Genomic DNA, 23,445 nt, shown 5'->3' with positions numbered 1-23,445 from the left:
CGGCGTCGAGATCTATTGCAAAGGAGCGGGGATGTTCATCAGCCCAACGGCAGCGCCGGCCAGTGCTCGATCACCCGCCCCTCGGAAAAGACTGCGATGGTTCCGAACTGCTGCAGCACGAACTCGGACTGGGTTGGGCGCAGGTAGAAAAAATCGTCCGGCTGGATCGTCGCGCCGTCCGGCAGCGCCATGAACTGCTGGTTGGAGGAAAGGCCGAGCATGGCGTTTTCGGCAGCGCCCTCGGGAAACACCGGCTTTGCCATCCACTTGCCGCCATAGATGTAGCAACCGCGGCGCGGGAAGCGGCCAAGCGCCTGCAAGGCGCGGCCGACGAAGGCCGGGCCGGGCAATTCGGCGTCGACCACTTTCAGAACCGGTGTGGCGATGAAGGCGGCTGGCTGGAAGCCGGCAAGGCTAGGTGTGTCGAAATCGGTCGGCAGCATGAAGGCGGAGCCGACCGACACCTCGTTGGCCAGCGTGTCAGTGCGGTGCAGCAGCGCCGTCTTGGAGCCGCCGATGTTGAGGATCTGCCTCTCGTTCGGCGCCAGACAGGCGACGAAGGCCTGGAACGCGGCGACCGATTTCGTTAGCGCCTGTTCGGGGCCGCCGAACAGGTTTGGAATATGCGGCGCGTGCGCCTCGTAACCCATGATGCCTTCGCAGTGGAGCAGGGGATGCGCGCGCAAGCGCTGCAACGCCCGCGACAGCGCCGCCGGCTCGGAAAAACCGCCGCGATGCAGGCCGATATCGACCTCGAAGGCGATGCGCAGGTCTGAGCCCAGCGCTTCCGCCATGGCCATGTATTGTTCAAGCCGTGCTTCGGTATCGACCAGCCAGCAGACGCGGCTCCAGTCATCGTCGCGAAGCGACAGCGCTTGCCGTGCCGCCTCCACCGGCATCGGCTTGCCGAGCAACAAATCCGCCGTCGGGAAAGCCTTCAGCACCGCCTCGGTGATCGGCAGGTGAAAGGTCATGAAGCGCTCGGCGCCGAGGGCGCTGGCGATGCGTGACAGCAATGGCAGGCAGGCCAGCGACTTGTCGACCAACCGCAGTGCAAGGCCCGGCGCCAGCCTCTGCCGGGTCAGAGCGATGTTGGCGTCCAGCCGGTCGCGGTCGAGCACCAGGCAGGGCTTGAAAAGCCCGGCCTCGCGCAATGCCGCTGTCATGCTCGAAAAATACGCTTCCATCACGCTAGCCCGAACAGGCTCGCCAGATAGGGCGAGACGAAGCGGCCTTGCGGGTCGATGTCGCGGCGAACCTCCATCGCGTCCTTCCAACGCGGATAGAGCGCGGCGAAATCCCTCGCGGTCAGGCTGTGCATCTTGCCCCAATGCGGCCGCCCGCCATATTTGCGGAAGATCGGCTCGGCCGCGCGCATGAAGGGCAACGGGTTGCTGGCGGCATCGTGGTGGATGGCGATCGAGCAGGTCGGCCGCTTGTAGAAGGGGCTGAGCCAGAACTCGTCGGCGGCGACGGACCGCACCTCCATCGGAAAATAGACTTCCGGAAAGCGCTTTTCGGTCAGCTCGATGATCTCGGCCAGCGCCTTCGGCCCCTCCTCGAAGGGCAGATGATATTCCATCTCGTTGAAACGAGTGCGGCGGTCGCTGGCGTAGACGTTCAGCCAATCCTGCACGTAGTCCTCGGCCGGCAGCCTGGCCATCACCGAGCGGATGATGAGGCCGCGCAGCCATGGCGCCCAGGCGAGCACCGTGCGCAGCTTGCGCAGTGTCGCCAGCCCCTCCTCATCCTCCTCCGGCGGCTTGGGCTGACCGGTTTGTCGGACAGGTCGCTGGCGATGAACTGCGCATGGCCGGAGAACGGGACATAGTAGAATTCGGCCGAACGGTGCGCGCCCATCATCGGCTGGAACTGCGCCAACATATCCTTGATCGGCAGCACCCATTTGCGCCGGTGCAGGCGATAAGTGGCGACGTTCTTCAGCGTCACCTCGGTCAAGATGCCGAAGGCGCCCAAAGCCACACCGGTGGCGTGGATCAGGTCGCGATCCTTCGCCAGCGTCAGTTCGCGCACCGCGCCCTGCCCGTCGACGAACTGCATCGCTTCAAGCTGGGTGTGATAGGCACCGAGCGTGCGGCCCGAACCATGCGTGGCGGTGCCGAGCGCGCCGCCAATCGCCTGCCGGTCGATGTCGCCCATATTGGGCAGGCCCTGGCCGATCTCCTGCAACAGCTTCATCAACGGGCCAAGCCGGGTGCCGGCGCGGATGCGCGCCAGGCTGGCGGCGGGATCGTGCGAGACCAGCCCTTCGAACTTCTCCAGCGACAGCAAGGTGCCGTCGGTTGCGGCCAGCGGCGTGAAGGAATGCCCTGCCCCGACGACACGCAGCGGCCCGAGCGCCGTCTTCACCGCCTCGACGATGCCACCGAGATTGTCTGGGCTCAAAATCTGCTGCGGCGAGGCCGCGACAAAGCCCGACCAGTTCGTCCAACTGTTGGTCATGATGGCCCCCGGTTTCAGGCGACGACGCGGCGGCGCGACAGGGCGACGAACAGGCCAAGCAGCGCCACCGAAGCGACGACGCTGGCGGCGGCGAATTGCGGCACGCCGCGGAAATCCCCTTCCCTGATCAGCAGCGAGGCGGCGACCGGCCCGAACGCCAGGCCGAACAATTGCGCTGCCGGCACCAGGAGCGCAGTCGTGCGTGTCTCGTCCGCGGTGATCGCCAGCCTGATCTGGTAGGGAACGACGAAGAGCAGGATGAAGCCCATCGCCAGAGCGGCGATCCAGAAAGTGGTGAGTGCCGGCCCGCCGGCCAGCACCAGGCAGGCGATCACGGCAACGATGCCGACACCGGTTATGGCGAGGCGATAGTCGATGCGCGCCTCGAACACGGTGGCCGTCATGGCGCCAAGGATCTGAGCGGCGAGGCTCGCCGAAACGATCAGTCCGACCGTGCGGCCGTCGATGCCATATTGCGCGCCGAGCGGCTCGAGAAACGCCCAGACCGAACCGAAGAACATGAAGTAACAGAAGATCGACAGCAGCGCGGTGATCGCGCCGGGCGTCAGCACATTGGCAAAATGCTCTTCCTTGGGCAGGTCCGCATAGTCGTCCGCCACGTTGCGGGCGACGGCGAGCGAAAGCAGGCAAACGACCGCCAGCGTGACGAAACCGCCGCCGGCGCCATAGGCGGGAATGACGACGAGTGCGAGCAGCAGCGCCAGAACGCATTGCGCCAGCGTCTGCAGCGAGACGAAATAGCCGCCGATGCGCTCGGCGCGGCGCGATCGCGCGATCAATTCGGTTGCGACGGCGACAAGGCCACCCTCGGCGAAGCCGGCGACAGCGCGGGCGGCGATCAGCATGTTGGCGCCCGCCGCATAGGCGGTCCACAGATTGGCCAGCGCCAAAAGCAGCAGAAGGACCGCACTTTTCCAGCGCATGTTGCGCGCCGAAAGCGCCATTGCCACCGTGGCCGAGCCGAGGCCGATGGTGATCAGCTCGGCGGTGGCGACCAGCGCCAGTTCATCGCCGGTGACATGGCCTTGCGTGAAAAGAGCACCGAGCAGCACCGGCTGCAGGCCGAGGATGAGCAGGCCGACGGAACCGATCCAGAGCGCCGCGGCAAGCTGCCCGCGCGTTGGATTGCCGACCAGCCAGTCCCCTTGCGAATGCGCGGAATTCTTCGAGTCCACAGGCGCCTCCCAACGTCCGTTGCCTCATTCTGTCGTCGCGCATCGTGCTTTCAGGCGGATGCGTCAAAAGCTGATAATCAATCAGTATCTTGAAAACTGATACTTTATCATCTTTGTTGTCAATGCGAATTCGCCAAGCAGGATGTGGACAGCCGGCATATGAAACAGGCCAAGCGTGCAGAGACCGGTTCTCAGCTCAGGCGACGCCCCAAGCAGGAGCGCAGCCGCGAGCGCATCGACGCGATCCTGGCGACCGCCATGCGGCTGATCGGCGAAAAGGGCATCGACGCCGTCACCATGAAAGAGGTCGGCGCGCTGGCCGGCGGGCCGATCGCCACGGTCTACCACTACTTCCCCAACAAGTCGGCGATCCTGGCCACGCTCTACGAGCGCTTCTCGGAGGTGACGCGGGCGCGGCAACAGGAGATCGTCGCCGGCATCGATGGGCTGGAGAGCATGATCGCGGCTTCCGACCGCATGCTCGACGACTATTTCGAGCGCGTCGCCGGCGATCCCGCCATCCAGGACCTGCAGAACGCCATCCAGGCCGACAAGGCGCTGAAGAACCTCGACATCGCCGAGACGCATCACCAGGCCAGCGTTTTCTGCGATCAGATCATCCGGCTGTTGAAACCCGAACGGCAGGACGAGTTCCGGCGCATGGTGTTCCTGTTCTTCCAACTCGCCGGCGGTGTGGTGCGGCTGGCGCTGACGCAGGACAAGGCCGAGGGACAACGCATGCTCGACGACTACAAATCGATCATCCACTGCCAGTTGCGCGGGTTTTTCGACTAGGTTCGGCTGGCGAAACACAGTTGCCTCCGCGCGACCGGCCACCGGTTTGCGTCTTCCTCCGAAAGCTATGCGTGCGCGGGCTGCACCGGACAAGCTGAACGGGTGCCAAGAAAAACCAGCGGGACCGCGATTGCATAGATGACGACCGCCGACAGCCAGATGGCCCCGGGCCAGGTCTTCTGGACCGCGAAATAGAGCGTGGAGAATGCCAGCGGGCTGATGACGGAGCCCAGGCTGACGGCCGAGGCCAGCACGCCTTGCAATTGGCCCTGGCTCGCCGGGTCGACCTGCCGGGTGGCCAGTGCCTGAAACGCCGGCGCGCCGATGCCGCCGAGGGCGAAGACCGGCATGATGGCGAACACGATCCAGCCCTGTCCCGCGAAGGCCATGGCAACAAGGGCGATGCACGTGCAGGCGATGCCGACGACGACGGCCCAGCGCTCGCCGAGCAGTCTGGTTGCCGGGCCGGGCAAGAATGCCTGCGCCAACGTCTGGCAGATACCGAATGCGCCCAGCGACAGGCCGATCCAGAGGCCGTTCCAGCCGAACGTATCGCTCCCCCACAGCGCCCAGCAGGTGCCGTAGGCTTCTCCCGTCGCGCTCAGGATGAAAAACACCGCGACGATGGGCGCAAGCCCGGTCATCGCGAAGACGCCGCGTAGCGGCTTGAGCGGGTTGAGCGCGGCGAGATCGATCCTGGCACGGGTCGGCGTGCGCGACTCCGGCAGAACGAACAGTGCCAGCAGAAGATTGCAGGCGTTCAGCACGGCGGCGGCGATGAACGGCAGTCGCAGCCAATGGTCGCCAAGCAAACCGCCGAGAACCGGCCCGACGATGAAGCCGATGCCGAACATGGCGTTGAACAGGCCGAAGCGGCGGGCTCGCTCGTCCTCCGGCGAAATATCGGTGATGTAGGCCATGGCCACGGAGACATTGGCGCTGGTCAGGCCGGCGATGGCGCGGCCCAAAAGCAACATCCAGAGATGCGGCGCGAAGGCCATGATGAGATAGTCTATTGCCGCACCGCCGAGCGACATGAGCAGCACGGGGCGCCGGCCCAGCGTGTCGCTCAGAGCGCCGAGCACCGGCGCGAAGATGAACTGCATGAGCGCATAGAGCGCGGTCATGATGCCGATATAGGGTGCGATGTCCTGGCTGTGCGTCACCTCCTCGAGAAGGCGCGGTAGAATGGGGAAGATGAGGCCTATGCCGATGGCGTCGAGGACGATCGCGGCAAAGATAACGGTAAGGGATCTGTTCATGACTGGTCTCAGGGGAGCGGACCGACGGGTCCCGCGTGCTGGAGGCTGTGAGGGTTTGGGATGACGGCCACGGGTCCGGCGGGCCAACCGCCGCAATAGCGACTTGCCAGCCAAGTCGGCGTTTCATATACTGGATATAAATATGTACTCAGTATACTTTCAATTATGCCGACTGGAGTTTCATGTCAACCCCAACCGACCTTCGATCCCGCAAGCGCCTCGCCACGCGACGCGCCATCTCGCTCGTTGCCGACCGTCTCTTTTGGGAACGGGGCTTTGACAATGTGACAGTGGACGAGATCGCGGCGGCGGCCGATGTCGGGCGGATGACTGTGTTCAACCACTTCCCGCGCAAGGAAGACATGTTCTTCGATCGCGACGAAGAGGGCCGCGAGACCGTCCGCGAAGCCTTGCGACAGCGCGATCCGGGTGTTTCGCCGATCGAGACGCTGCGCCGGCTCGCGCACCAGCTGATCGCCGACGGGGCTCCATATGTGGAGTTTTCCGCCAGGAGCCAGCGCTTCATAGAGACGGTCGAAGGCAGCGAAACCCTCAAGGCGCGGGCCAGGGCGATCCGCGACGAGCTCGAACATGTCGTGGCGGCGGCGCTGTCCGAATGTACCGGACAGGAGGCGACCGATGCCGGTGCCCGCCTGGCAGCCGCCCTGCTCCTGGCGACGTGGACCGTGGCTTTCCTCGAAGCCCACCGCACCTTTCGACTAAGGCAAGACACGGAGGAAGCGAAAGCCGCCTTCCTCACCGTTGTCGACAAGGGAGCCGCCGGCCTGAAGGCGGCGATGGCCGGCACGCCCTACGCCTGAGCAATCATTCGCGGCGGCGGCCGGATGCAGGAGATTATCGATCCAACGCCGGCCTCGGCAGCGAAACGCGGATTTCGTGCGGCCAGATGCCGCGCCGCTTCTTGACTCTCCCCTGGGGCAGGATTATTTCAGCGCCACGTTAGCACTCACTCAAGGCGAGTGCTAACCGAAGGTCCGGCTAGACCGGACGGAGGAAATTCTTTCTCACCTTTCGCACCGAGGAAATCAAATGGCAAAGTCGAAGTTCCGCCCGCTTCATGACCGCGTGGTCGTTCGCCGGGTTGAATCCGAAGAAAAGACGGCTGGCGGGATCATCATCCCCGACACCGCCAAGGAAAAGCCGCAGGAAGGCGAAGTCATCGCCGTCGGCTCCGGCGCCCGCGACGAGGCTGGCAAGCTGGTCCCGCTGGATGTCAAGTCTGGCGACCGCGTCCTGTTCGGTAAGTGGTCGGGCACCGAAGTGAAGCTCAATGGCGAAGACCTTCTGATCATGAAGGAATCCGACATCATGGGCATCATCGGCTGATCGGCCGGCTCATCCGCACCATCCAATCTTGATTTCGGGCGCAACGCCCAGGAGTAAAAAATGGCTGCTAAAGACGTAAAATTCTCCCGTGATGCCCGCGAGCGCATGCTGCGCGGCGTCAACATCCTCGCCGACGCGGTGAAGGTGACGCTGGGCCCGAAGGGCCGTAACGTCGTCATCGACAAGTCGTTCGGCGCCCCGCGCATCACCAAGGACGGCGTCACCGTCGCCAAGGAAATCGAACTGGAAGACAAGTTCGAGAACATGGGCGCGCAGCTGGTCCGCGAAGTTGCTTCGAAGACCAACGACATCGCCGGCGACGGCACCACGACCGCGACGGTTCTCGCCCAGGCGATCGTCCAGGAAGGCCACAAGTCGGTTGCCGCCGGCATGAACCCGATGGATCTGAAGCGCGGCATCGATCTGGCCGTTGCTGAAGTCGTCGCTCATCTCGGCAAGGCCGCCAAGAAGATCAAGTCGTCGGACGAAGTCGCCCAGGTTGGCACCATCTCGGCCAATGGCGACGAGTCGGTCGGCAAGATGATCGCGGAAGCGATGCAGAAGGTCGGCAACGAAGGCGTCATCACGGTTGAAGAAGCCAAGACCGCCGAGACCGAGCTGGAAGTCGTCGAAGGCATGCAGTTCGACCGCGGCTACCTGTCGCCCTACTTCATCACCAACCCGGACAAGATGATCGCCGAGCTCGAGGATGCCTACATCCTCCTGCACGAGAAGAAGCTGTCCAACCTGCAGGCGATGCTGCCGGTCCTCGAGGCCGTCGTGCAGACCTCCAAGCCGCTCCTCATCATCTCGGAAGACGTCGAAGGCGAGGCTCTGGCCACGCTGGTCGTCAACAAGCTGCGTGGTGGCCTGAAGATCGCCGCCGTCAAGGCTCCGGGCTTCGGCGACCGCCGCAAGGCCATGCTGGAAGACATCGCCATCCTCACCGGTGGCCAGGTCATCTCGGAAGACCTCGGCATCAAGCTAGAAAGCGTGACGCTGGCCATGCTCGGCCGGGCCAAGAAGGTCCGCATCGAGAAGGAAAACACCACCATCGTCGACGGCGCCGGCAAGAAGGCCGAGATCCAGGGCCGCGTTGCCCAGATCAAGCAGCAGATCGAAGAGACCACTTCGGACTACGACCGCGAGAAGCTCCAGGAGCGTCTGGCGAAGCTGGCTGGCGGCGTTGCCGTCATCCGCGTCGGCGGTGCGACCGAGATCGAAGTCAAGGAAAAGAAGGACCGCGTTGACGACGCGCTGAACGCAACCCGCGCTGCCGTCGAAGAAGGCATCGTGGCTGGCGGCGGCGTTGCCCTGCTGCGCGCCACCCAGGCGATCAAGGCTGCCGGCGTCAACGCCGACCAGGCCGCCGGCATCGCCATCGTCCGTCGCGCTCTGCAGGCTCCGGCCCGCCAGATCGCCTCGAACGCAGGTGCTGAAGCCTCGATCGTCGCGGGCAAGATCCTCGACAACAAGGGCGCGACCTACGGCTACAACGCCCAGACCGGCGAATATGGCGACATGATCGCCATGGGTATCGTCGACCCGGTCAAGGTCGTGCGCACGGCTCTCCAGGACGCTGCTTCGGTTGCCGGCCTGCTGGTCACCACCGAGGCCATGATCGCCGAAGCCCCGAAGAAGGACACCGCCGGCGGCATGCCGGGCGGTATGCCTGGCGGCGGCATGGGCGGCATGGGCGGCATGGACTTCTAAGAAGTCCATAAAGCTCGCCCATGAGCTTATGATGCTCAAGCCCGCAAGCGGGCTTGAGTGGCGGCATGGACTTCTAAGAAGTCCGGCCAACCGGCTGAACTGTTTGGGAAAAGGGCGGCAGCGATGCCGCCCTTTTTTCGTATTCTGCGGCTGAGAGGCTTAGGATGCCTTGGCGAACGGGCCAGGTTGAAAAAATTGACTCTGGCGCGGCGGTGAGGCCTGCCGTTGGATAGATTTTTAACGAAATCCCTCTACGGCTTCACATCTCAGGCAACGTATGGGAAAGGGCGGCAGAAATGCCGCCCTTTCTTCATTTCCAAAGCGCGGCAGGCGCCCGGGAAAATGCATGTCGAACAAAGCTGAAATCACGGTCGAGATCGACACGGCGCTGGTGCGGCGGCTGATCGACACGCAGTTTCCGCAGTGGGCGCATCTGCCGATCCGCAAGGTCGAACCCGGTGGCTGGGACAACCGCACCTTCCTGCTCGGAGAGGCGATGAGCGCCAGGCTGCCGAGTGCGGCGGGTTATGCCGCGCAGGTCACCAACGAACAGCACTGGCTGCCGAGACTAGCGCCGCAACTGCCCCTGCCGATCCCGGTGCCGTTGGCCGAAGGCAGGCCTGGCGAAGGTTATCCCTGGCACTGGTCCATCTATGGCTGGTTGGAGGGCGAGACCGCGACGGACGGGCGCATCGGCGATCCCGCCGAATTCGCGGTCGACCTGGCCGGTTTCCTCGGCGCTCTGCACCGCGCCGATGCCACCGGCGGCCCGCCTGCCGGGCCGCAGAACTTTTTCCGAGGCGGTGCGCTCGCCGTCTATGACGACCAGACCCGCGAGGCAATTCGCCTGCTCGACGGCAGGATCGACACAAAAACCGCGCGCGCCGTGTGGGACGAAGCGCTGTCGACGCAATGGCAGCACCCGCCCGTCTGGGTGCATGGCGACATCGCCTGGGGCAATTTGCTGGTCAAGGACGGCAAGCTCGCGGCCGTTATCGACTTCGGCAGTTCGACTGTCGGCGATCCGGCCTGCGACCTGGCGATCGCCTGGTCGCAATTTGACCGCGACAGCAGGCGTGCCTTCCGCACCGCCCTGCCCCTCGACGCCGGCACCTGGGCACGCGGTCGCGCCTGGGCGCTGTGGAAGGCGATGATCACCGTTTCAGGCCAGATCGCGCGCAGCGCCGAGGAGATCGCGATCTCGGCACGCATCATCGAAACCGTTCTCGACGATTACCGACGCGAGGCCTGTTGAAGCGCGAAAATCGCACGTGGAAGCGCTGATGGCGATCAGCCGGGGAACGTCACCACCGCGGCGAGACCGGGATTGCGTTCCTGCATGGAAACGGACGCACCGTGCAGATCGGCGATAGCCTTGACCAGACTGAGCCCGACCCCGGTCCCCGGGGTCGAGCGGCTTTTGTCCAAGCGGTAGAGACGCTGGAACACCTTGTCATGCTCATGCGGCGGGATGCCGGGGCCATCGTCGACGACCGTCGCCGCGAGCTTTCCGCCGGCCTGGCCGGACAGCGAAACCTCGATGCGGGTGCCGGGCGGCGTGTGCCGAATGGCGTTTTCGACCAGATTGGCGAAAAGCTGCGTCAACAGCTCCCTGTCGCCGGTGACCCAGCCCGTGCTGTCGGTGCCCGTCAAAACGAGCATCTTGCCGTCATCCTCCGCCACATCGGCGTAAATCTCGGCGATCGAGGCGACGATCTCGGCAAGATCCAGCCGCACGAAACGCGCCTTGCGCGCTCCTGCCTCGATCTGCGCGATGCGCAGCAGCGCGTCGAAGGTCTCGTTGATCTGGCTGCTTTCGGCCCTCGCCTCGGCCAGATCGGCCGAAACGTCCTCACGTAACCCCGCCTTCTCCGCTGCACCGTCCAGGATCATGTGCAGACGGTTGAGCGGCGTCTTCAAATCATGGGCGATGTCGCTGCTCACCTGCTTCATGCCTTCGACCAACGAGGAAAGCTGATCGAGTGCCGCGTTGATGCGATTGGAAACCGCGTCGATGTCGTCGTCGCGGCCAAGCTGCGGAATACGCGCCTCGAGCTTGCCCTGCGAAACGGCCACCATGGTCTCGCCGATCACGTCCAGCCGCCGCTGGACGCGCGATGCCAGGAAGGCGCCACCGGCAACCGCCAGACCGGCGACGATGACGGCTGCCCAGGCGAAACTTGCCAGCAGCAGGTGTTCCAGTTCCTCGGTCTCGGAATAGCTTTGGGCGACCGTCAGATTGGTGGAACCGACCCTGGCGGAATAGGCGCGGTAGGGTGCCGTGTCGGGAAAGCCCGGCGTGCCCTCCGGCACGGTGGAGAAACCAGTCGGCAGGTCGACCGCCGAAAGATTGCCGGCGAGACTCTCACCCTGCGCGCCGGTCAGCGAGATCAGCTGGTCGTTGCCTGAATTGCGGCCGGCATGGGCATTCACCGCCGTGATCAGGTCCTCGACATCGCTTTCCCCATAGGTCGCGGCAATGGTCGAATAGGTCTGCCTGACGGCTTCGTCGAGGCGCCTATTCAGGTTCGCGCTCATCGTCTGGTAGACGATGCCGCCCGACAGCAAAAAGGCAAGAATGACGAGCCCCGCGAAAGACAGCGCCAGCCTGAACGGCGTCGAGCGCAGCAGGTTTTCAACGCGGCGCATAAAGGCTGTAGCCGGTGTTGCGCACGGTATGCAGCAGCGGGACCGCAAACGGCCTATCGATCTTGGCGCGCAGGCGGCTGACATGGGTCTCGACCACGCTGGTCTTGGGATCGAAGTGGAAATCCCAGACGCGCTCCAGAAGCATGGTACGGGTGATCACCCTTCCCTCGCTGCGCATCAGCACTTCCAGCAGGCGGAATTCGCGCGGCTGTAATTCGATCGACTGGCCCTGTCGCACCACCTGACGCTTGATCAGGTCCATCTCCAGGTCGGCCACCTTGAGCAGGGTTTTCTGTTCCTGCACTGGTGGACGACGCCCCAGCGCGTTCAGCCGCGCCATCAGTTCGGAAAAGGCAAACGGCTTGACCAGATAGTCGTCCGCGCCGGCTTCCAGGCCTTCGACACGGTCGTCGACACCGCCGACGGAGGTGAGGAAGATGACCGGCGTCATCACGCCGGCGACACGCAGCGATTTCACCACGGAGAGCCCGTCGAGGCCGGGTGTCATACGGTCGACAACGAAGACGTCATAGGCTTCGCGCGTGGCCTGGAACAGCGCGTCGCGCCCATCGGCAAGCTGGTCGCAGACATGGCCGGCCTCGGTCAACCCCTTGACCACGAAAGCCGCCGTCTTCTTATCGTCCTCCAGGACCAGGATGCGCATCAAGTCCAATCCGGTTCGAGTTCACCAGCCTGCGGCGCCGGCCCTCGTTGCGCTTCGCGCGATTGCGGTGCCGTGGCCGGCTACCACATTATTCTAGAGCAAGACATGGCAAAGCAAGGGCACCGAGAAGGCGCCCTTGCTGTCCTATGCCGGATACTAGTCGGCTTCGGTCGCCGCCAGCGCGTCATCGCCCCTCTTCATCAGCGTCATGTAGACGACGATGGCGACGATCGCGGCCAGGAACAGGAAGCTGGTCACGGTGGTGCCGAAACCCAGCCCGCCATAGTCGGTGGGCTGCGACAGCAGATCACCGAAGGAGGCGCCGAGCGGCCGCGTGAAGATGTAGGCCAGCCAGAATGCCAGGATGCCGTTCAGCTTCAGCTTGTAATAGGCGAAGGCCACCGCCGCGATGACGGCACCGAACAGCAAGCCCGTGGTCAGATAGCCGAGCTGGAAGCTCTCGGCGACCAGATCGCCGGCCGAGGTGCCGAGCGCGAAGGTGAACAGGATCGCCAGCCAGTAGAAGATCTCGCGCCTGGTGGTGAAGATGGTGTGGATCGACAAGGTACGCTCGCTGGCCTGCCAGACGGCGAAGGTGGCGGCCAGCAAGACGCTGAACAGGATGGTCGTGGTTTCCAGCCGGACACCGAAATTGTCGACCAGATTGTCGGAGACCAGCGTGCCGACCACGCTGATCATGACGACGGCCAGCCAATAGGCCCAAGGCACGTAGCGCTTCTGCGCGAACTGCAGGAACAGGGCCACGGCCAGCACCGCGGTCATGATGGCCGAGGTGGCGCTGAGCCCAAGCCCGAGATTGATGGCCAGATAATCGGCCGCCGTTTCTCCCATCGTCACCGCCATCAGCTTGATCAGCCAGAACTCGACGGTGACGTCCGGAACCCGATTGACTTGTTGCGAATTGGTCCTGTCCTGCAGTGCAAGCATGGCCTGCATCCTTGTGCCTGAGCCTGTGGGGATATTCGCCGCCGCTGGCGGCTACTTGCCGAGCAGCTTCATCGCCTGACCGAAGAAGTCGTTGGCGCGCTTGTCATCGTCGGCCTTACAGCGTTCGATGCCCTTGGTCTCCAGCTCGTCCAGCTTCGGCTTCACATCGGCCTTGACCTTGGTTGCAGCTTCGGCGGCGCGCAGCGCCTTCAGGCTGTCCTCGCATGGCGTTTCGGCGGCGCGAGCGGCGAACTGGGCGCTGGCGACCGCTGCCGCGCCAAGCGCGGCGATCAAGACGAGCTTCTTCATCAGGTAGACCCCGTTTCTGAGGCCGGCGAAGGCCGGCCTGGCCATCTGCGGCAAGGCGTTCATTCGCCCACCGTCGCGGGATCAGTAGCAACGGCAACTCACCGCCACCTGTCCGTCATCATACGGATCGGTAAGGTTTGCGGGGATGGCAAGCCGGCTGAGGAAAAGATCAGCGTTCCTGGTCGGTCGGCCGGATCAGGATCTCGTTGACGTTGACGCGCGGGTGCTGTGTCACCGCATAGAGCACGGCGGCGGCGATATCCTCCGACTGCATCGGCTCCATCGCCGCCCGGCGCTGTTCGAGACCAGCCTTCATGCCGGGATTGGTGATGTGGTCGCCGAGCTCGGTTTCGACCATGCCGGGCTCGATCACCGTCACCCTGATCCTGTCGGCATAGACTTCGCGCCGCAGCGCCTCGGAAAAACCGACGACGCCGAATTTGGTTGCCGCATAACCGGCGGAACCCGGATTTGCGACCCGGCCCGCGACCGAGGAGACGTTGACGATATGGCCCTTGCTGGCCTTGAGATGCGGCAGCGCTGCCCGCGTCAGTTCCATCAGCGCCACCAGATTGACCTCGACCATCTGCCGCCAGTCTTCCGAGCGCGCTTCGGCAACCGGCGACAAAAGCATCACGCCTGCATTGTTGACGAGAATGTCCAGCCGCTTGCCGCGTGCCAGCACCTCGTTGATCAGGCCCAGCGAACCGTCCGGCCGGGCGACGTCGGCCTCGATGACAAACACCTTGCCGCCGGCTTTTTCGATGCGCGCCGCCAATGCCTGCAGCCTGTCGGCGCGGCGGGCGACGACAGCCACTTCCGCGCCGGCCTCGGCCAATGCATAGGCTGTCGCCTCGCCGATGCCGGATGACGCCCCGGTGACGAGTGCCACCTTGCCGGCGAGAGGACGGGAAACGGAAGTCGTCATGTCGTGTTCTCCTGAAACTCGCCTGCCCAACCCAGACGCAATGTAAGGCCCGGCCGCTGTCCTGACAGGTCCGCGCTCAGCTTTTCCAGTCGCGCGCCAGCGCGTTGGTGAAGACGACTTCGCCATTGTCACCTGAAGCCTCGCCCAACACCACGTCCATGGCGTCGTCCATCACCCGCACCAGCGCGAAACCGCCCATGAAGGCGGCCTTCGGCTTGATGATATCGAGCCCGTCGCGATGATAGATCATCGGCGTCTCGTGCTGATGGCCGTGGAAGACGCCGACGACGTTGTAGCCCTTGAGCACGGCAAGCAGCGCCTGCCGCTCGGTGTCGCTCCACCAGTGCGGCGCGCCGGCGCCTTCGTCGTCGAAGATGGATCTGGCCGGGTCCCAGCGTTCCAGCGAGAAGCTGTCCCAGCCATAGTGCTGGAACAGGACCACTGGCCGGCCGTCGGCAGCATTGGCGGCAAGGTTTTGTTTCAGCCATTCCAGGCTGCCGTCGGCGCCAAAGGCGGCATCGCCGGCGAAACGGTGCGTCTGGACGAGATGCAGCCCACCCCAATCCCACGAATAGCAGTCGGAATCGACGTCGTAGTCATTCGCCGGAACAAGCGGTTTGAAGAAGACGCCGGCGCGATGGTTGAGTTCGACGTAGTCGCGCATCTCGCGCCGGTACCAGTCGGCATGGGGCGGCGGACCGCTCTGGTCGAGATCGTGATTGCCGAGGCCGACATAGACGGGAAAATGCACCCGGTCCGGCCCGAGCCCCTGCTGGTAGCGCTGGCTGAACTGGAGAAGCTGCGTGCCTTCGCTGGGCGATGTCGTCTGGCCGCCACCATCGTCGGTGATGTCGCCGCCGGCGACGATGCCGAGCGGCGCGCCGACCGGTTTGCCGGCCGAGCGCAGGCCGGTGGCGGCACCATTGATCTCGGCTGGCCAGACCTTGTCGGTTATGCCGTTCAGCGCGGTGACGTGACGCAACAATGCCATGTCGGTCTTGCCCTCCGCCTGGCAATTCGGGCTGAGGCCCGAGGCCATGCGGCAGGCATGGATATCGGCAATGAACAGGAAGGTGGCATCGACGGGCGGCGCCTTGGCGGCCTGGGCGAAAGCAGGTCGAGGCAGGGTCGCGCCGGCGGCAGCCATTGCCATGCCGGAGAGCAGGCGACGGCGGGAAAGTTTGGAAGTGAAAATCTTGGTCATGCCGGCTTACTTCTGCATACCACCGCCGGCCTCGTCCAGTTCCTTGGCGCAGAGCCGCAACAGGCTGGAATCCTGCGCCGTTTTGGCCATGGACATGGCGCCGGAGTAAAGCGCCACCGCAGCCGCCGCGAAACGCTCCGGGTCTGTCCCACTCTCCAAGCCCGCCCGCTGATCGGCGCGAACCTTGTCGGCGATCGCCTTGCGCCAGTCGTCAAACACCGTTGCCAGCGCGGCGCGGAAATCCGGATCGGCCAATGACAATTCGTGGGCGAGATTGTTCAGCGGGCAACCGCGCACGAAACCCTGGCGTTCCAGCTCATCCGCGATTGCCACGAAGACCTGCTGCACACCCGAGCGCGCGGAGACGGCGGAACCGACCGGCTCGATCCAGGTGACCCGCACGGCCGCGGCGACACGCTCCTCGATCACCGCCAGCGCAAGCGCCTTCTTGGTCGGGAAATGATGGTGCAGCGCACCGCCGGTCACGCCTGCCGCTGCCATCACGTCGCCAAGGCTGGTGGCGTGGAAACCGCGCGCCTGGAAGGATTCCTCGGCCATGTCGAGCATGCGCCGGCGCATGCCTTCCGGGTCATTGGTGCGTTTCTGGCGGGCTGTCGGCATCGTCGGCGTTGCTTTCGAGAATCGGTCGAGGCCCAGGGACGCATTGGCGGCCATCTCAGGCCGAATGTCAGCAGGCATCCTCGCGAGGAAACTACCATGTTGACAAAACAGGGCAACCGGTTTGTTTATCAAACAGGGCAACCGCCCTGTTTTGCAATTCCGGAGGAATATCGTGAACACCAGCCATTCAGCGACCAGCGCCGTACCGGCCGACCTTCTGCCTGTCATCGAGTTGCGGCAGTACACGCTGGTGCCCGGCCAGCGCGAAACGCTGATCGATATTTTCGACGGCAATTTCGTCGAGCCGCAGGACGCGGCCGGCATGACCGTCATCGGCCAGTTCCGTGATCTCGACCGTCCGGACATGTTCGTGTGGCTGCGCGGTTTCGCGTCGATGGACAGGCGCAGACAGGCGCTGGCCGCTTTCTATGACGGCCCGGTGTGGGCGGCGCACCGCGATGCCGCCAATGCGACAATGATCGATTCCGACAATGTGCTGCTGCTGCGGCCGGCCTGGCCGGGCGCCGGTTTCGCCCCGGCCTTCTGCGAACGAGCAGCGTTGTATCCGCTTGAGACTTCGTTGAAATCGAACAGAAACAACGAGATATCCCCGCTCGTTGCGGCGACGATTCATTATTTGAACCCTGAAAGCGTAGCCGCGTTCGTTGCGCGCTTCAGGAATGAGGCCGCATCCCTCCTCGCGGAACAGGGTGCAACGCCCCTCGCCGCTTTTGTCATCGAGCCGGCCGAGAACAGTTTCCCGCGCCTGCCGGTGCGCATCGGCGAAACCGTCTTCGTGCATCTCAGCCGCTTCGAGAGCATCGACGCCCACGCGCGCGCAGCAGCCGCGCCGTCATGGCGGGATTTCCTTGGCTCTGTTCAACCATACGAAACGAAGCCGGCAGAGCATTTGCGGCTGACGCCTACGTCTCGGTCGCTTCTGCGCTGACGCATGCGGCGGGCGCCCGGAATAGGGCTTCGACGCCCCTTGCGGCTTCAACCGATTTGGTTTGCCGCACCGCGCATTCTTCGCTTGAAGCCCATTGTGCAACGCGATACGCCCTTGCCATCTCAGCAAACCGGAGAGAAGCAGTGAGCGCGCAGAAGACCAGAACCGAAACCGATACGTTCGGCCCGATCGAGGTTGCCGCCGATCGCTATTGGGGTGCGCAGGCGCAGCGTTCGCTGGGCAATTTCAAGATCGGCTGGGAAAAGCAGCCGCTTTCGGTGGTGCGGGCGCTCGGCATCGTCAAGCGCGCGGCGGCGGAAACCAATATGGCGCTCGGCCGCCTCGACCCGGCGCTCGGCAAGGTCATCGTCGAGGCCGCCCAGGAAGTCATCGACGGCAAGCTGAACGAACATTTCCCGCTGGTGGTGTGGCAGACCGGTTCGGGCACGCAATCCAATATGAACGCCAACGAAGTGATCTCCAACCGGGCGATCGAAATGCTCGGCGGTGTCATGGGCTCCAAGAAGCCGGTGCATCCGAACGACCACGTCAATATGAGCCAGTCTTCGAACGACACCTATCCGACGGCCATGCACATCGCCTGCGCCGAGCGCATCGTGCACGACCTTTTGCCGGCACTGAAGCATCTCCATGCCGCGCTCGATGCCAAGGCGAAGGCCTTCGACCACATCGTCAAGATCGGCCGCACCCACACGCAGGATGCAACGCCGCTGACGCTCGGCCAGGAATTCGGCGGTTATGCCGCGCAGGTCGCCTCCTCGATCAAGCGCATCGAACTGACGCTGCCGGGCCTGCAGGAACTGGCGCAGGGCGGCACCGCCGTCGGCACCGGGCTGAACGCGCCGATTGGCTTCGCCGAAAAGGTCGCCGAGAACATCGCCAGGATCACCGGCATCGCCTTCACCTCGGCGCCGAACAAATTCGAGGCGCTGGCCGCGCATGATTCCATGGTGTTCTCGCACGGCGCCATCAACGCCGCCGCCGCCGCCCTGTTCAAGATCGCCAACGACATCCGCTTCCTCGGCTCCGGCCCGCGCTCGGGCCTCGGTGAACTGTCGCTGCCGGAAAACGAGCCGGGCTCCTCGATCATGCCAGGCAAGGTCAATCCGACGCAGTGCGAGGCGCTGACCCAGGTTTGCGTGCAGGTGTTCGGCAACAATGCCGCGCTGACCTTCGCCGGCAGTCAGGGCCATTTCGAGCTCAACGTCTACAACCCGCTGATGGCCTATAACTTCCTGCAATCGGTGCAGTTGCTGTCGGATGCGGCTATCTCCTTCACCGACAATTGCGTGGTCGGCATCGAAGCCCGCGAGGACAACATCAAGGACGCGCTGAATCGCTCACTGATGCTGGTGACGGCGCTGGCGCCGACGATCGGCTACGACAACGCCGCCAAGATCGCCAAGACCGCGCACAAGAACGGCACCACGCTGCGCCAGGAAGCCGTCGGCGGCGGCTATGTCAGCGACGCCGATTTCGACCGCCTGGTGAAGCCGGAGGACATGACGCATCCCGGATGATGGGCGGTGTAGCGCATCTGTGAACGATGTGTTGCCGGTCAGCCCTCTTCAGTGAACGCTGAAGTTTCGCTATCTTTCCATCATCGCGTTCCTGACGAACGCTTGCCATGGAGGGTAGTACCTTGTCCGTCAACACTTCCGCCGCTTCCGGCGTAGCCTCGAATGCTTCCGGCGTCATCCTCGTCGGCCGCATTCTCCTGTCCATCCTGTTCATCCTCGCCGGCTTCGGCAAGCTGACCGCCATTGCCGGCACCGCCGGCTTCTTCGGCAGCCTCGGCCTGCCGGCACCGACGGTCACCGCTGTTATCGTCGGTCTCATCGAGCTGCTCGGCGGCCTGTCGATCCTGGTCGGCTTCAAGACCCGCATCGCCGCGATCGTGCTGGCGCTGTTCACGCTGGGCGCCACCGCTGTCGCCCATCTCGACTTCTCGCAGGCGCTCAACCCGCTGATGCTGCAGAAGAACCTCGCGATCACCGGCGGCTTCCTGCTGCTCGCCATCCTCGGCGCCGGCGCCTACTCGATCGACGGTCGTCGCGGCTGAACCAAACGGTCCTCCCAGACCTGACGAGACGAAGGGCGCGGATGATTTCCGCGCCCTTTTTCGTTGTCGCTTTATCCATGCCTTCGCAGCCGATGCTACATTCGGACCATGGCCGGCATCGGGAAGGCCGCACCGAAGGGAGGACGAAATGCCCAGCGCTATTCCGCTTTTGTTATCCAGGCTGCTTCTGGCCGCCCTCTTCGTTCCCGCCGGACTGCAGACGCTCACCAACATCCCGGGTTCGACCGGCTATTTCGCCGGGCTTGGCCTGCCGATGCCGGCGCTCGCCGCTTGGGGTGTCGGCCTGTTCGAACTGATTGGCGGGCTCGCCATCCTTCTCGGCCTGCAAACGCGGTTTGCTGCGGCGCTGTTTTCGGTGTTCTGCATCGTTGCCGGTTTTCTCGGCCACTACGGCCATGGCGACGGCGACCCGACGCTCACCTTCCTGCACACGCAGATGCTGATGAAGGATATCGCCATTGCCGGCGGCTTCCTCGCCCTGGCGGCGGTCGGTGCCGGTGCATTCTCGATTGACGGCAGGCGCGGCTGAAGCAGCGCTACTTGGCCACCACGCTGGGGCCGCCCTCGACGGCGAGGATAAGGCGGCGGTTGGTGATCTTGGCGAGTTGGGCGAGACGCCCGGCCGGGCGTTCGCCGTAAAGGTCGGCAAGATCGGCCGGGATGATCAGCGCCAAGGCACCGTTGCCACGACTTTCCCAACGCAACCGGGGCATGACGCCCGGCATCGAAGCGGTGAGCAGATAGACCACCCGCATCATCGCCGCCAGGATGCGCGCCCGCTCCAGATAGCGCGGCGTCGCCAGCGCCTTGATCTCAGGCGCGATGTTTTCGTTGAAGACACCTTCATGGCGATAGGCATTGGCCAGCGCCAGGAAGGCGCGGCCGGGGTGGTCGACGCCGATGAAGGAGGCATGCGCGATGATGTTGAGCGATTGCCGCCCGCGATATTCGGGATGCGCACGCCAGCCGATATCGGCAAGCAGGCAGGCCGCGCGCCGGTAGCGTGCCTCGTCCGCCGTCTCGTCAATGCCAAAGGTCTCGAAGGCCTTGCAGGTCCAGTCGACCAGTTCATGCGCGTGGGTGACCGAACGCGAGCGCAGCTTGGCCAGTTCCTCGGCCGCCGAAATCAACGGGTCGGCCTTGCGCTCGGTCTCGTCGAGCAGCGAATAGAGATAGCCTTCGCGCACGCCGATCGCTGAAACGATAATCTTCGACGGCTGCATGTCGGTGAGGATTTCCTGCAGCACGACGGCGCCATAGGGCAGCAGCGAACGGCGGTTCTTCGACACGCCCTCGATGCCCTTGACCTTCTCGACATCGCCCCGGGCGACCTGCTTGAGGAAGGCGATGGCGCTGTCGATCTCGATCTCGTAGTGATGCATCACGCCGAGCGGATAGTTGTTCATCTCCATGTGGAGGCGCGCCAGATTTCGCCAGGTGCCGCCAACGGCGTAGAAAGCCCTGCCCTGTCCGCCCTTCAGAAGCTTCGCCTTGGCCAGTTCGATCTTGGCGATGCGGGCCGCCTGGGCGAGCGAATTCTTGGCCATGTCCTGGAGGCGCAGGCCGCCGAGCGGCAGCGTGATGCCCTCGCCGATCACCTCGCCATCGATGTCGACCAGTTCCAGGCTGCCGCCGCCAAGGTCGCCAGCGATGCCGTTGGCGGGATGGAAGCCGGAAATGACGCCGAGCGCCGAATAATAGGCCTCCTGGCGGCCACTCAGCACATGGACCTCGGTGCCCAGCACCTGTTCGGCGCGGTGGATGAAGTCCGGCCCGTTGACGGCCTCGCGCGCGGCGGCTGTTGCCAGCACATACATGCGCTCGGCGCCGGCCTGCTCTGACAGCGCGCGGAAGCGGCGGAATTCCTCCATCGAGCGGGTGACCGCCTCCGGGTCCAGCTTGCCGGTAGAGACGATGCCGCGACCGAGGCCGGCCAGCATCTTCTCGTTGAACAGCACGGTCGGCGAGCGCGCCAGCCCCTCATAGACGACGAGGCGGATCGAGTTGGAACCGATATCGATGATCGACAGCGGGCGGCGGTCCTGCAGCCGTCCCTGGGACACGGCCATCATCAGCCGGCCATGTCCTTCTTGCGGCGCTTGAACTGCGCGATTCGCTTGGGCGCGTGCGATTTCAAGGCATCACCGCGTCCCGACAGGCTCGGATTCGTCATGAAATATTCCTGCGCGTTGAACGGTTCCTCGCCCTCGTCGGGCACGACGCGCCGCGAGGTACCATCGGCCAATACTTCGAAACTTTGCTGGTTGTCCATGATGTTGCCCAGCATGATCTGGCCGAGGATCTGTTCATGCACAGTTGGATTGGTGATCGGCACCATGCATTCGACGCGCCGGTCGAGATTGCGCGGCATCAGGTCAGCGGAGGAAATGTAGACGATGGCGTCGTCGGACGGTAGCCCGTGGCCGTTGCCGAAGCAGTAGATGCGGCTGTGTTCGAGGAAGCGGCCGATGATCGATTTGACACGGATGTTCTCCGAAAGCCCCGGCACCTGTGGCCGCAGGCAGCAGATGCCGCGCACGACCAGGTCGATCTCGACGCCAGCACGGCTGGCATCGTAGAGCGCGTCGATGATGGTCGGATCGACCAATGCGTTCATCTTCATCCAGATGCGCGCCGGGTGGCCGTTGCGGGCATGTTCGATCTCCTCGCCGATATGGCCGAGGATGCGGCTGCGCAGCGTGTAGGGCGACAAGGCAAGGCGCATTTCGCCAGTCGGCTCGGCATAACCGGTGATGAAATTGAAGATCTGCGCCACGTCGCGCGCGATGCCTGGATCGGTGGTGAAGAAGGACAGGTCCGTATAGATGCGCGCGGTGATCGGGTGATAGTTGCCGGTGCCGAGATGCACATAGTTGCGCAACCGCCCGTCCTCGCGCCGCACCACCAGCGACATCTTGGCGTGTGTCTTCAGTTCCAGGAAGCCGAACACCACCTGCACGCCGGCGCGCTCAAGGTCGCGCGCCCAGCGGATGTTGGCCTCCTCGTCGAAACGCGCCTTCAATTCGACCAGCGCGGTGACAGACTTGCCGGCCTCGGCGGCATCGACCAGGGCTCGCACGATCGGGCTGTCGTTGGAGGTGCGGTAAAGCGTCTGCTTGATCGCCACCACTTCAGGGTCGGCCGTCGCCTGGCGCAGGAACTGCACGACCACGTCGAAGGATTCGTAAGGGTGATGGACGACGATGTCCTTCTCGCGGATCGCCGCGAAGCAATCGCCGCCATGCTCGCGAATGCGCTCGGGAAAACGCGGATTGTAGGGCACGAATTTCAGATCGTCGCGCGCCACAGAGACGATTTCTGAAATCTGGCTGAGCGCCAGCGGGCCGGTCAGCACGCTGATGCGGCCGGACGAGACGCCGAGTTCGCCGGCGACGAAATCGCGCAATTCCTCGGGCATGGAATTGTCGAATTCGATGCGGATGACGGAGCCCCGGCGCCGGCGCTTCAGCGCTGTCTCGAACAGGCGCACCAGATCCTCGGACTCTTCCTCGACCTCGATATCGCTATCGCGGATGATGCGGAAGGTGCCCGATCCCTTGACCTCGTAGCCCGGGAAAAGCTTGCCGATATAGAGGCCGACCACCTGCTCCAGCGAAATGAAGCGGACATGGCCCTTGCGGTCCGGCAGGCGAACATAACGCCGCAGCGCCTGCGGCAGACGCAAAAGCGCGCTCATCGCCTCGCCGTTCTTGCGGTGCCTGAGCTGCAGCGCGATGGAGAAGCCGAGATTGGGAATGAACGGGAACGGGTGCGCCGGGTCGATCGACAGCGGCGTCAGCACCGGAAACACCTGCTCCTGGAAATGGTCTTCCAGCCAGATCCGCTCGTCCTTGGTCAGCGCGTCGCCGGCGATCGTCTCGATGCCCTGCTTGTTGAGCAGCTCCATCAGCGCCGAAAGGCTCTTCTGCTGGTCTTCCTGCAACCGCTCCACTTCGCGCAGCAATTGCTCCAGCTGCTGCTCGGGCGTGCGTCCGTCTGGGCTTTTCAGCACGATGCCCTCGCGCACTTGGCCGGCGAGGCCGGCGACGCGCACCATGAAGAACTCGTCGAGGTTGGCGGCCGAGATCGACAGGAAGCGGACCCGCTCCAGCAGCGGGTGATGCGGATTGAACGATTCTTCCAGAACGCGGCGGTTGAACTGCAGCCAGGAGAACTCCCGGTTGACGAAGCGGTCGGGATTGCCACCCTCGACGCTTACCGTCTCGACGTTGATGAAGTCGGCCTGGACCGGCTTGAGTTCGTTCATGTCTCTTGTTCTCTCCCGAGGCGCGC

22 protein-coding genes and 1 pseudogene are annotated in these 23,445 nt (G+C 64.1%); 9 read left to right on the top strand and 14 right to left on the bottom strand.

Translation table 11 applies throughout. The features are described from left to right. Positions 1 to 38 precede the first annotated feature (38 nt). The 4 genes and pseudogenes from AB4136_RS17755 to AB4136_RS17740 all read right to left on the bottom strand — a co-directional run bounded on the left by AB4136_RS17755 (position 39) and on the right by AB4136_RS17740 (position 3,659). Positions 39 to 1,187, bottom strand: coding sequence for an alanine racemase (locus AB4136_RS17755; RefSeq protein ID WP_024924893.1), 1,149 nt, complete (start codon positions 1,185 to 1,187; stop codon positions 39 to 41). Continuing rightward, positions 1,187 to 1,906, bottom strand: a complete 720-nt coding sequence (locus AB4136_RS17750; RefSeq protein WP_441931539.1) for a D-arabinono-1,4-lactone oxidase — start codon at positions 1,904 to 1,906, stop codon at positions 1,187 to 1,189. Before AB4136_RS17750 ends, AB4136_RS17755 begins: the two co-directional genes overlap by 1 nt. A gap of 176 nt (positions 1,907 to 2,082) precedes the next feature. Next, positions 2,083 to 2,463, bottom strand: a pseudogene (locus AB4136_RS17745) (FAD-binding protein); the annotation flags it as partial. 14 nt (positions 2,464 to 2,477) lie between these two features. Continuing rightward, positions 2,478 to 3,659: an MFS transporter gene (locus tag AB4136_RS17740; protein WP_024924891.1), complete on the bottom strand. Its 1,182-nt coding sequence runs from the start codon at positions 3,657 to 3,659 to the stop codon at positions 2,478 to 2,480. Between the two features lie 159 nt (positions 3,660 to 3,818). On the opposite strand from AB4136_RS17740, the gene AB4136_RS17735 reads away from it, so the two are divergent. Continuing rightward, positions 3,819 to 4,454, top strand: coding sequence for a TetR/AcrR family transcriptional regulator (locus AB4136_RS17735; RefSeq protein ID WP_024924890.1), 636 nt, complete (start codon positions 3,819 to 3,821; stop codon positions 4,452 to 4,454). 65 nt (positions 4,455 to 4,519) lie between these two features. Here AB4136_RS17735 and AB4136_RS17730 read toward each other — a convergent pair whose 3' ends face one another. Continuing rightward, complete coding sequence (locus AB4136_RS17730) at positions 4,520 to 5,716, bottom strand: TCR/Tet family MFS transporter (RefSeq protein ID WP_024924889.1); 1,197 nt, start codon at positions 5,714 to 5,716, stop codon at positions 4,520 to 4,522. 182 nt (positions 5,717 to 5,898) lie between these two features. Between AB4136_RS17730 and AB4136_RS17725 the strand changes: the two genes are divergently transcribed. The 4 genes from AB4136_RS17725 to AB4136_RS17710 all read left to right on the top strand — a co-directional run bounded on the left by AB4136_RS17725 (position 5,899) and on the right by AB4136_RS17710 (position 10,031). Continuing rightward, positions 5,899 to 6,537 (top strand): TetR/AcrR family transcriptional regulator, encoded by a 639-nt coding sequence (locus AB4136_RS17725; RefSeq protein WP_024924888.1) that lies wholly within the window; start codon positions 5,899 to 5,901, stop codon positions 6,535 to 6,537. 229 nt (positions 6,538 to 6,766) lie between these two features. After that, positions 6,767 to 7,063, top strand: coding sequence for a co-chaperone GroES (gene groES, locus AB4136_RS17720; protein ID WP_024924887.1), 297 nt, complete (start codon positions 6,767 to 6,769; stop codon positions 7,061 to 7,063). A 60-nt stretch (positions 7,064 to 7,123) separates the two neighbouring features. Next, positions 7,124 to 8,776 (top strand): chaperonin GroEL, encoded by a 1,653-nt coding sequence (groL, locus tag AB4136_RS17715; protein WP_024924886.1) that lies wholly within the window; start codon positions 7,124 to 7,126, stop codon positions 8,774 to 8,776. 346 nt (positions 8,777 to 9,122) lie between these two features. Continuing rightward, positions 9,123 to 10,031, top strand: a complete 909-nt coding sequence (locus AB4136_RS17710) for an aminoglycoside phosphotransferase family protein (RefSeq protein WP_024924885.1) — start codon at positions 9,123 to 9,125, stop codon at positions 10,029 to 10,031. Between the two features lie 35 nt (positions 10,032 to 10,066). Here AB4136_RS17710 and AB4136_RS17705 read toward each other — a convergent pair whose 3' ends face one another. The 7 genes from AB4136_RS17705 to AB4136_RS17675 form a co-directional block, all read right to left on the bottom strand. Next, positions 10,067 to 11,425, bottom strand: a complete 1,359-nt coding sequence (locus AB4136_RS17705) for a sensor histidine kinase (RefSeq protein WP_024924884.1) — start codon at positions 11,423 to 11,425, stop codon at positions 10,067 to 10,069. Continuing rightward, positions 11,412 to 12,089, bottom strand: a complete 678-nt coding sequence (locus tag AB4136_RS17700) for a winged helix-turn-helix domain-containing protein (protein WP_024924883.1) — start codon at positions 12,087 to 12,089, stop codon at positions 11,412 to 11,414. The genes AB4136_RS17705 and AB4136_RS17700 overlap by 14 nt, the downstream gene beginning before the upstream one ends. A gap of 156 nt (positions 12,090 to 12,245) precedes the next feature. Continuing rightward, the gene (locus tag AB4136_RS17695) at positions 12,246 to 13,037 is read right to left on the bottom strand and encodes a COG4705 family protein (RefSeq protein ID WP_024924882.1); all 792 of its coding nucleotides are present in this window, start codon (positions 13,035 to 13,037) and stop codon (positions 12,246 to 12,248) included. Positions 13,038 to 13,088: 51 nt separating this feature from the next. Continuing rightward, entirely contained in the window at positions 13,089 to 13,409 is a 321-nt protein-coding gene (locus AB4136_RS17690; RefSeq protein ID WP_244431177.1) for a hypothetical protein, read from the bottom strand. A gap of 106 nt (positions 13,410 to 13,515) precedes the next feature. Then, positions 13,516 to 14,274, bottom strand: coding sequence for an SDR family NAD(P)-dependent oxidoreductase (locus tag AB4136_RS17685; protein ID WP_024924880.1), 759 nt, complete (start codon positions 14,272 to 14,274; stop codon positions 13,516 to 13,518). A gap of 76 nt (positions 14,275 to 14,350) precedes the next feature. Further along, the gene (locus tag AB4136_RS17680; protein WP_024924879.1) at positions 14,351 to 15,478 is read right to left on the bottom strand and encodes a metallophosphoesterase; all 1,128 of its coding nucleotides are present in this window, start codon (positions 15,476 to 15,478) and stop codon (positions 14,351 to 14,353) included. A gap of 6 nt (positions 15,479 to 15,484) precedes the next feature. Continuing rightward, positions 15,485 to 16,099, bottom strand: a complete 615-nt coding sequence (locus tag AB4136_RS17675; protein WP_024924878.1) for a TetR/AcrR family transcriptional regulator — start codon at positions 16,097 to 16,099, stop codon at positions 15,485 to 15,487. Between the two features lie 172 nt (positions 16,100 to 16,271). Between AB4136_RS17675 and AB4136_RS17670 the strand changes: the two genes are divergently transcribed. The 4 genes from AB4136_RS17670 to AB4136_RS17655 all read left to right on the top strand — a co-directional run bounded on the left by AB4136_RS17670 (position 16,272) and on the right by AB4136_RS17655 (position 19,681). Then, positions 16,272 to 17,048 carry an NIPSNAP family protein gene (locus tag AB4136_RS17670; protein ID WP_024924877.1) on the top strand — a complete coding sequence of 259 codons (777 nt, stop codon included), beginning with the start codon at positions 16,272 to 16,274 and terminating at the stop codon, positions 17,046 to 17,048. 143 nt (positions 17,049 to 17,191) lie between these two features. Then, a complete protein-coding gene (fumC, locus tag AB4136_RS17665) occupies positions 17,192 to 18,589 on the top strand; it encodes a class II fumarate hydratase (RefSeq protein ID WP_024924876.1) in 1,398 nt (465 codons plus the stop codon). Between the two features lie 122 nt (positions 18,590 to 18,711). Continuing rightward, positions 18,712 to 19,131 carry a DoxX family protein gene (locus AB4136_RS17660; RefSeq protein ID WP_024924875.1) on the top strand — a complete coding sequence of 140 codons (420 nt, stop codon included), beginning with the start codon at positions 18,712 to 18,714 and terminating at the stop codon, positions 19,129 to 19,131. 148 nt (positions 19,132 to 19,279) lie between these two features. Then, entirely contained in the window at positions 19,280 to 19,681 is a 402-nt protein-coding gene (locus AB4136_RS17655; protein ID WP_024924874.1) for a DoxX family protein, read from the top strand. A gap of 7 nt (positions 19,682 to 19,688) precedes the next feature. Here the strand turns inward: AB4136_RS17655 and ppx are convergent, their stop codons facing one another. Further along, a complete protein-coding gene (ppx, locus tag AB4136_RS17650) occupies positions 19,689 to 21,224 on the bottom strand; it encodes an exopolyphosphatase (RefSeq protein WP_137900488.1) in 1,536 nt (511 codons plus the stop codon). Further along, positions 21,224 to 23,419, bottom strand: a complete 2,196-nt coding sequence (locus AB4136_RS17645) for an RNA degradosome polyphosphate kinase (protein ID WP_024924872.1) — start codon at positions 23,417 to 23,419, stop codon at positions 21,224 to 21,226. Before AB4136_RS17645 ends, ppx begins: the two co-directional genes overlap by 1 nt. Between the last annotated feature and the right edge of the window lie 26 nt (positions 23,420 to 23,445).

The sequence above is a fragment of the Mesorhizobium sp. 2RAF21 genome, assembly GCF_052115345.1.
Classification (GTDB): Bacteria; Pseudomonadota; Alphaproteobacteria; order Rhizobiales; family Rhizobiaceae; genus Mesorhizobium; species Mesorhizobium terrae.
This window is presented reverse-complemented; position numbering and strand designations above follow the sequence as displayed.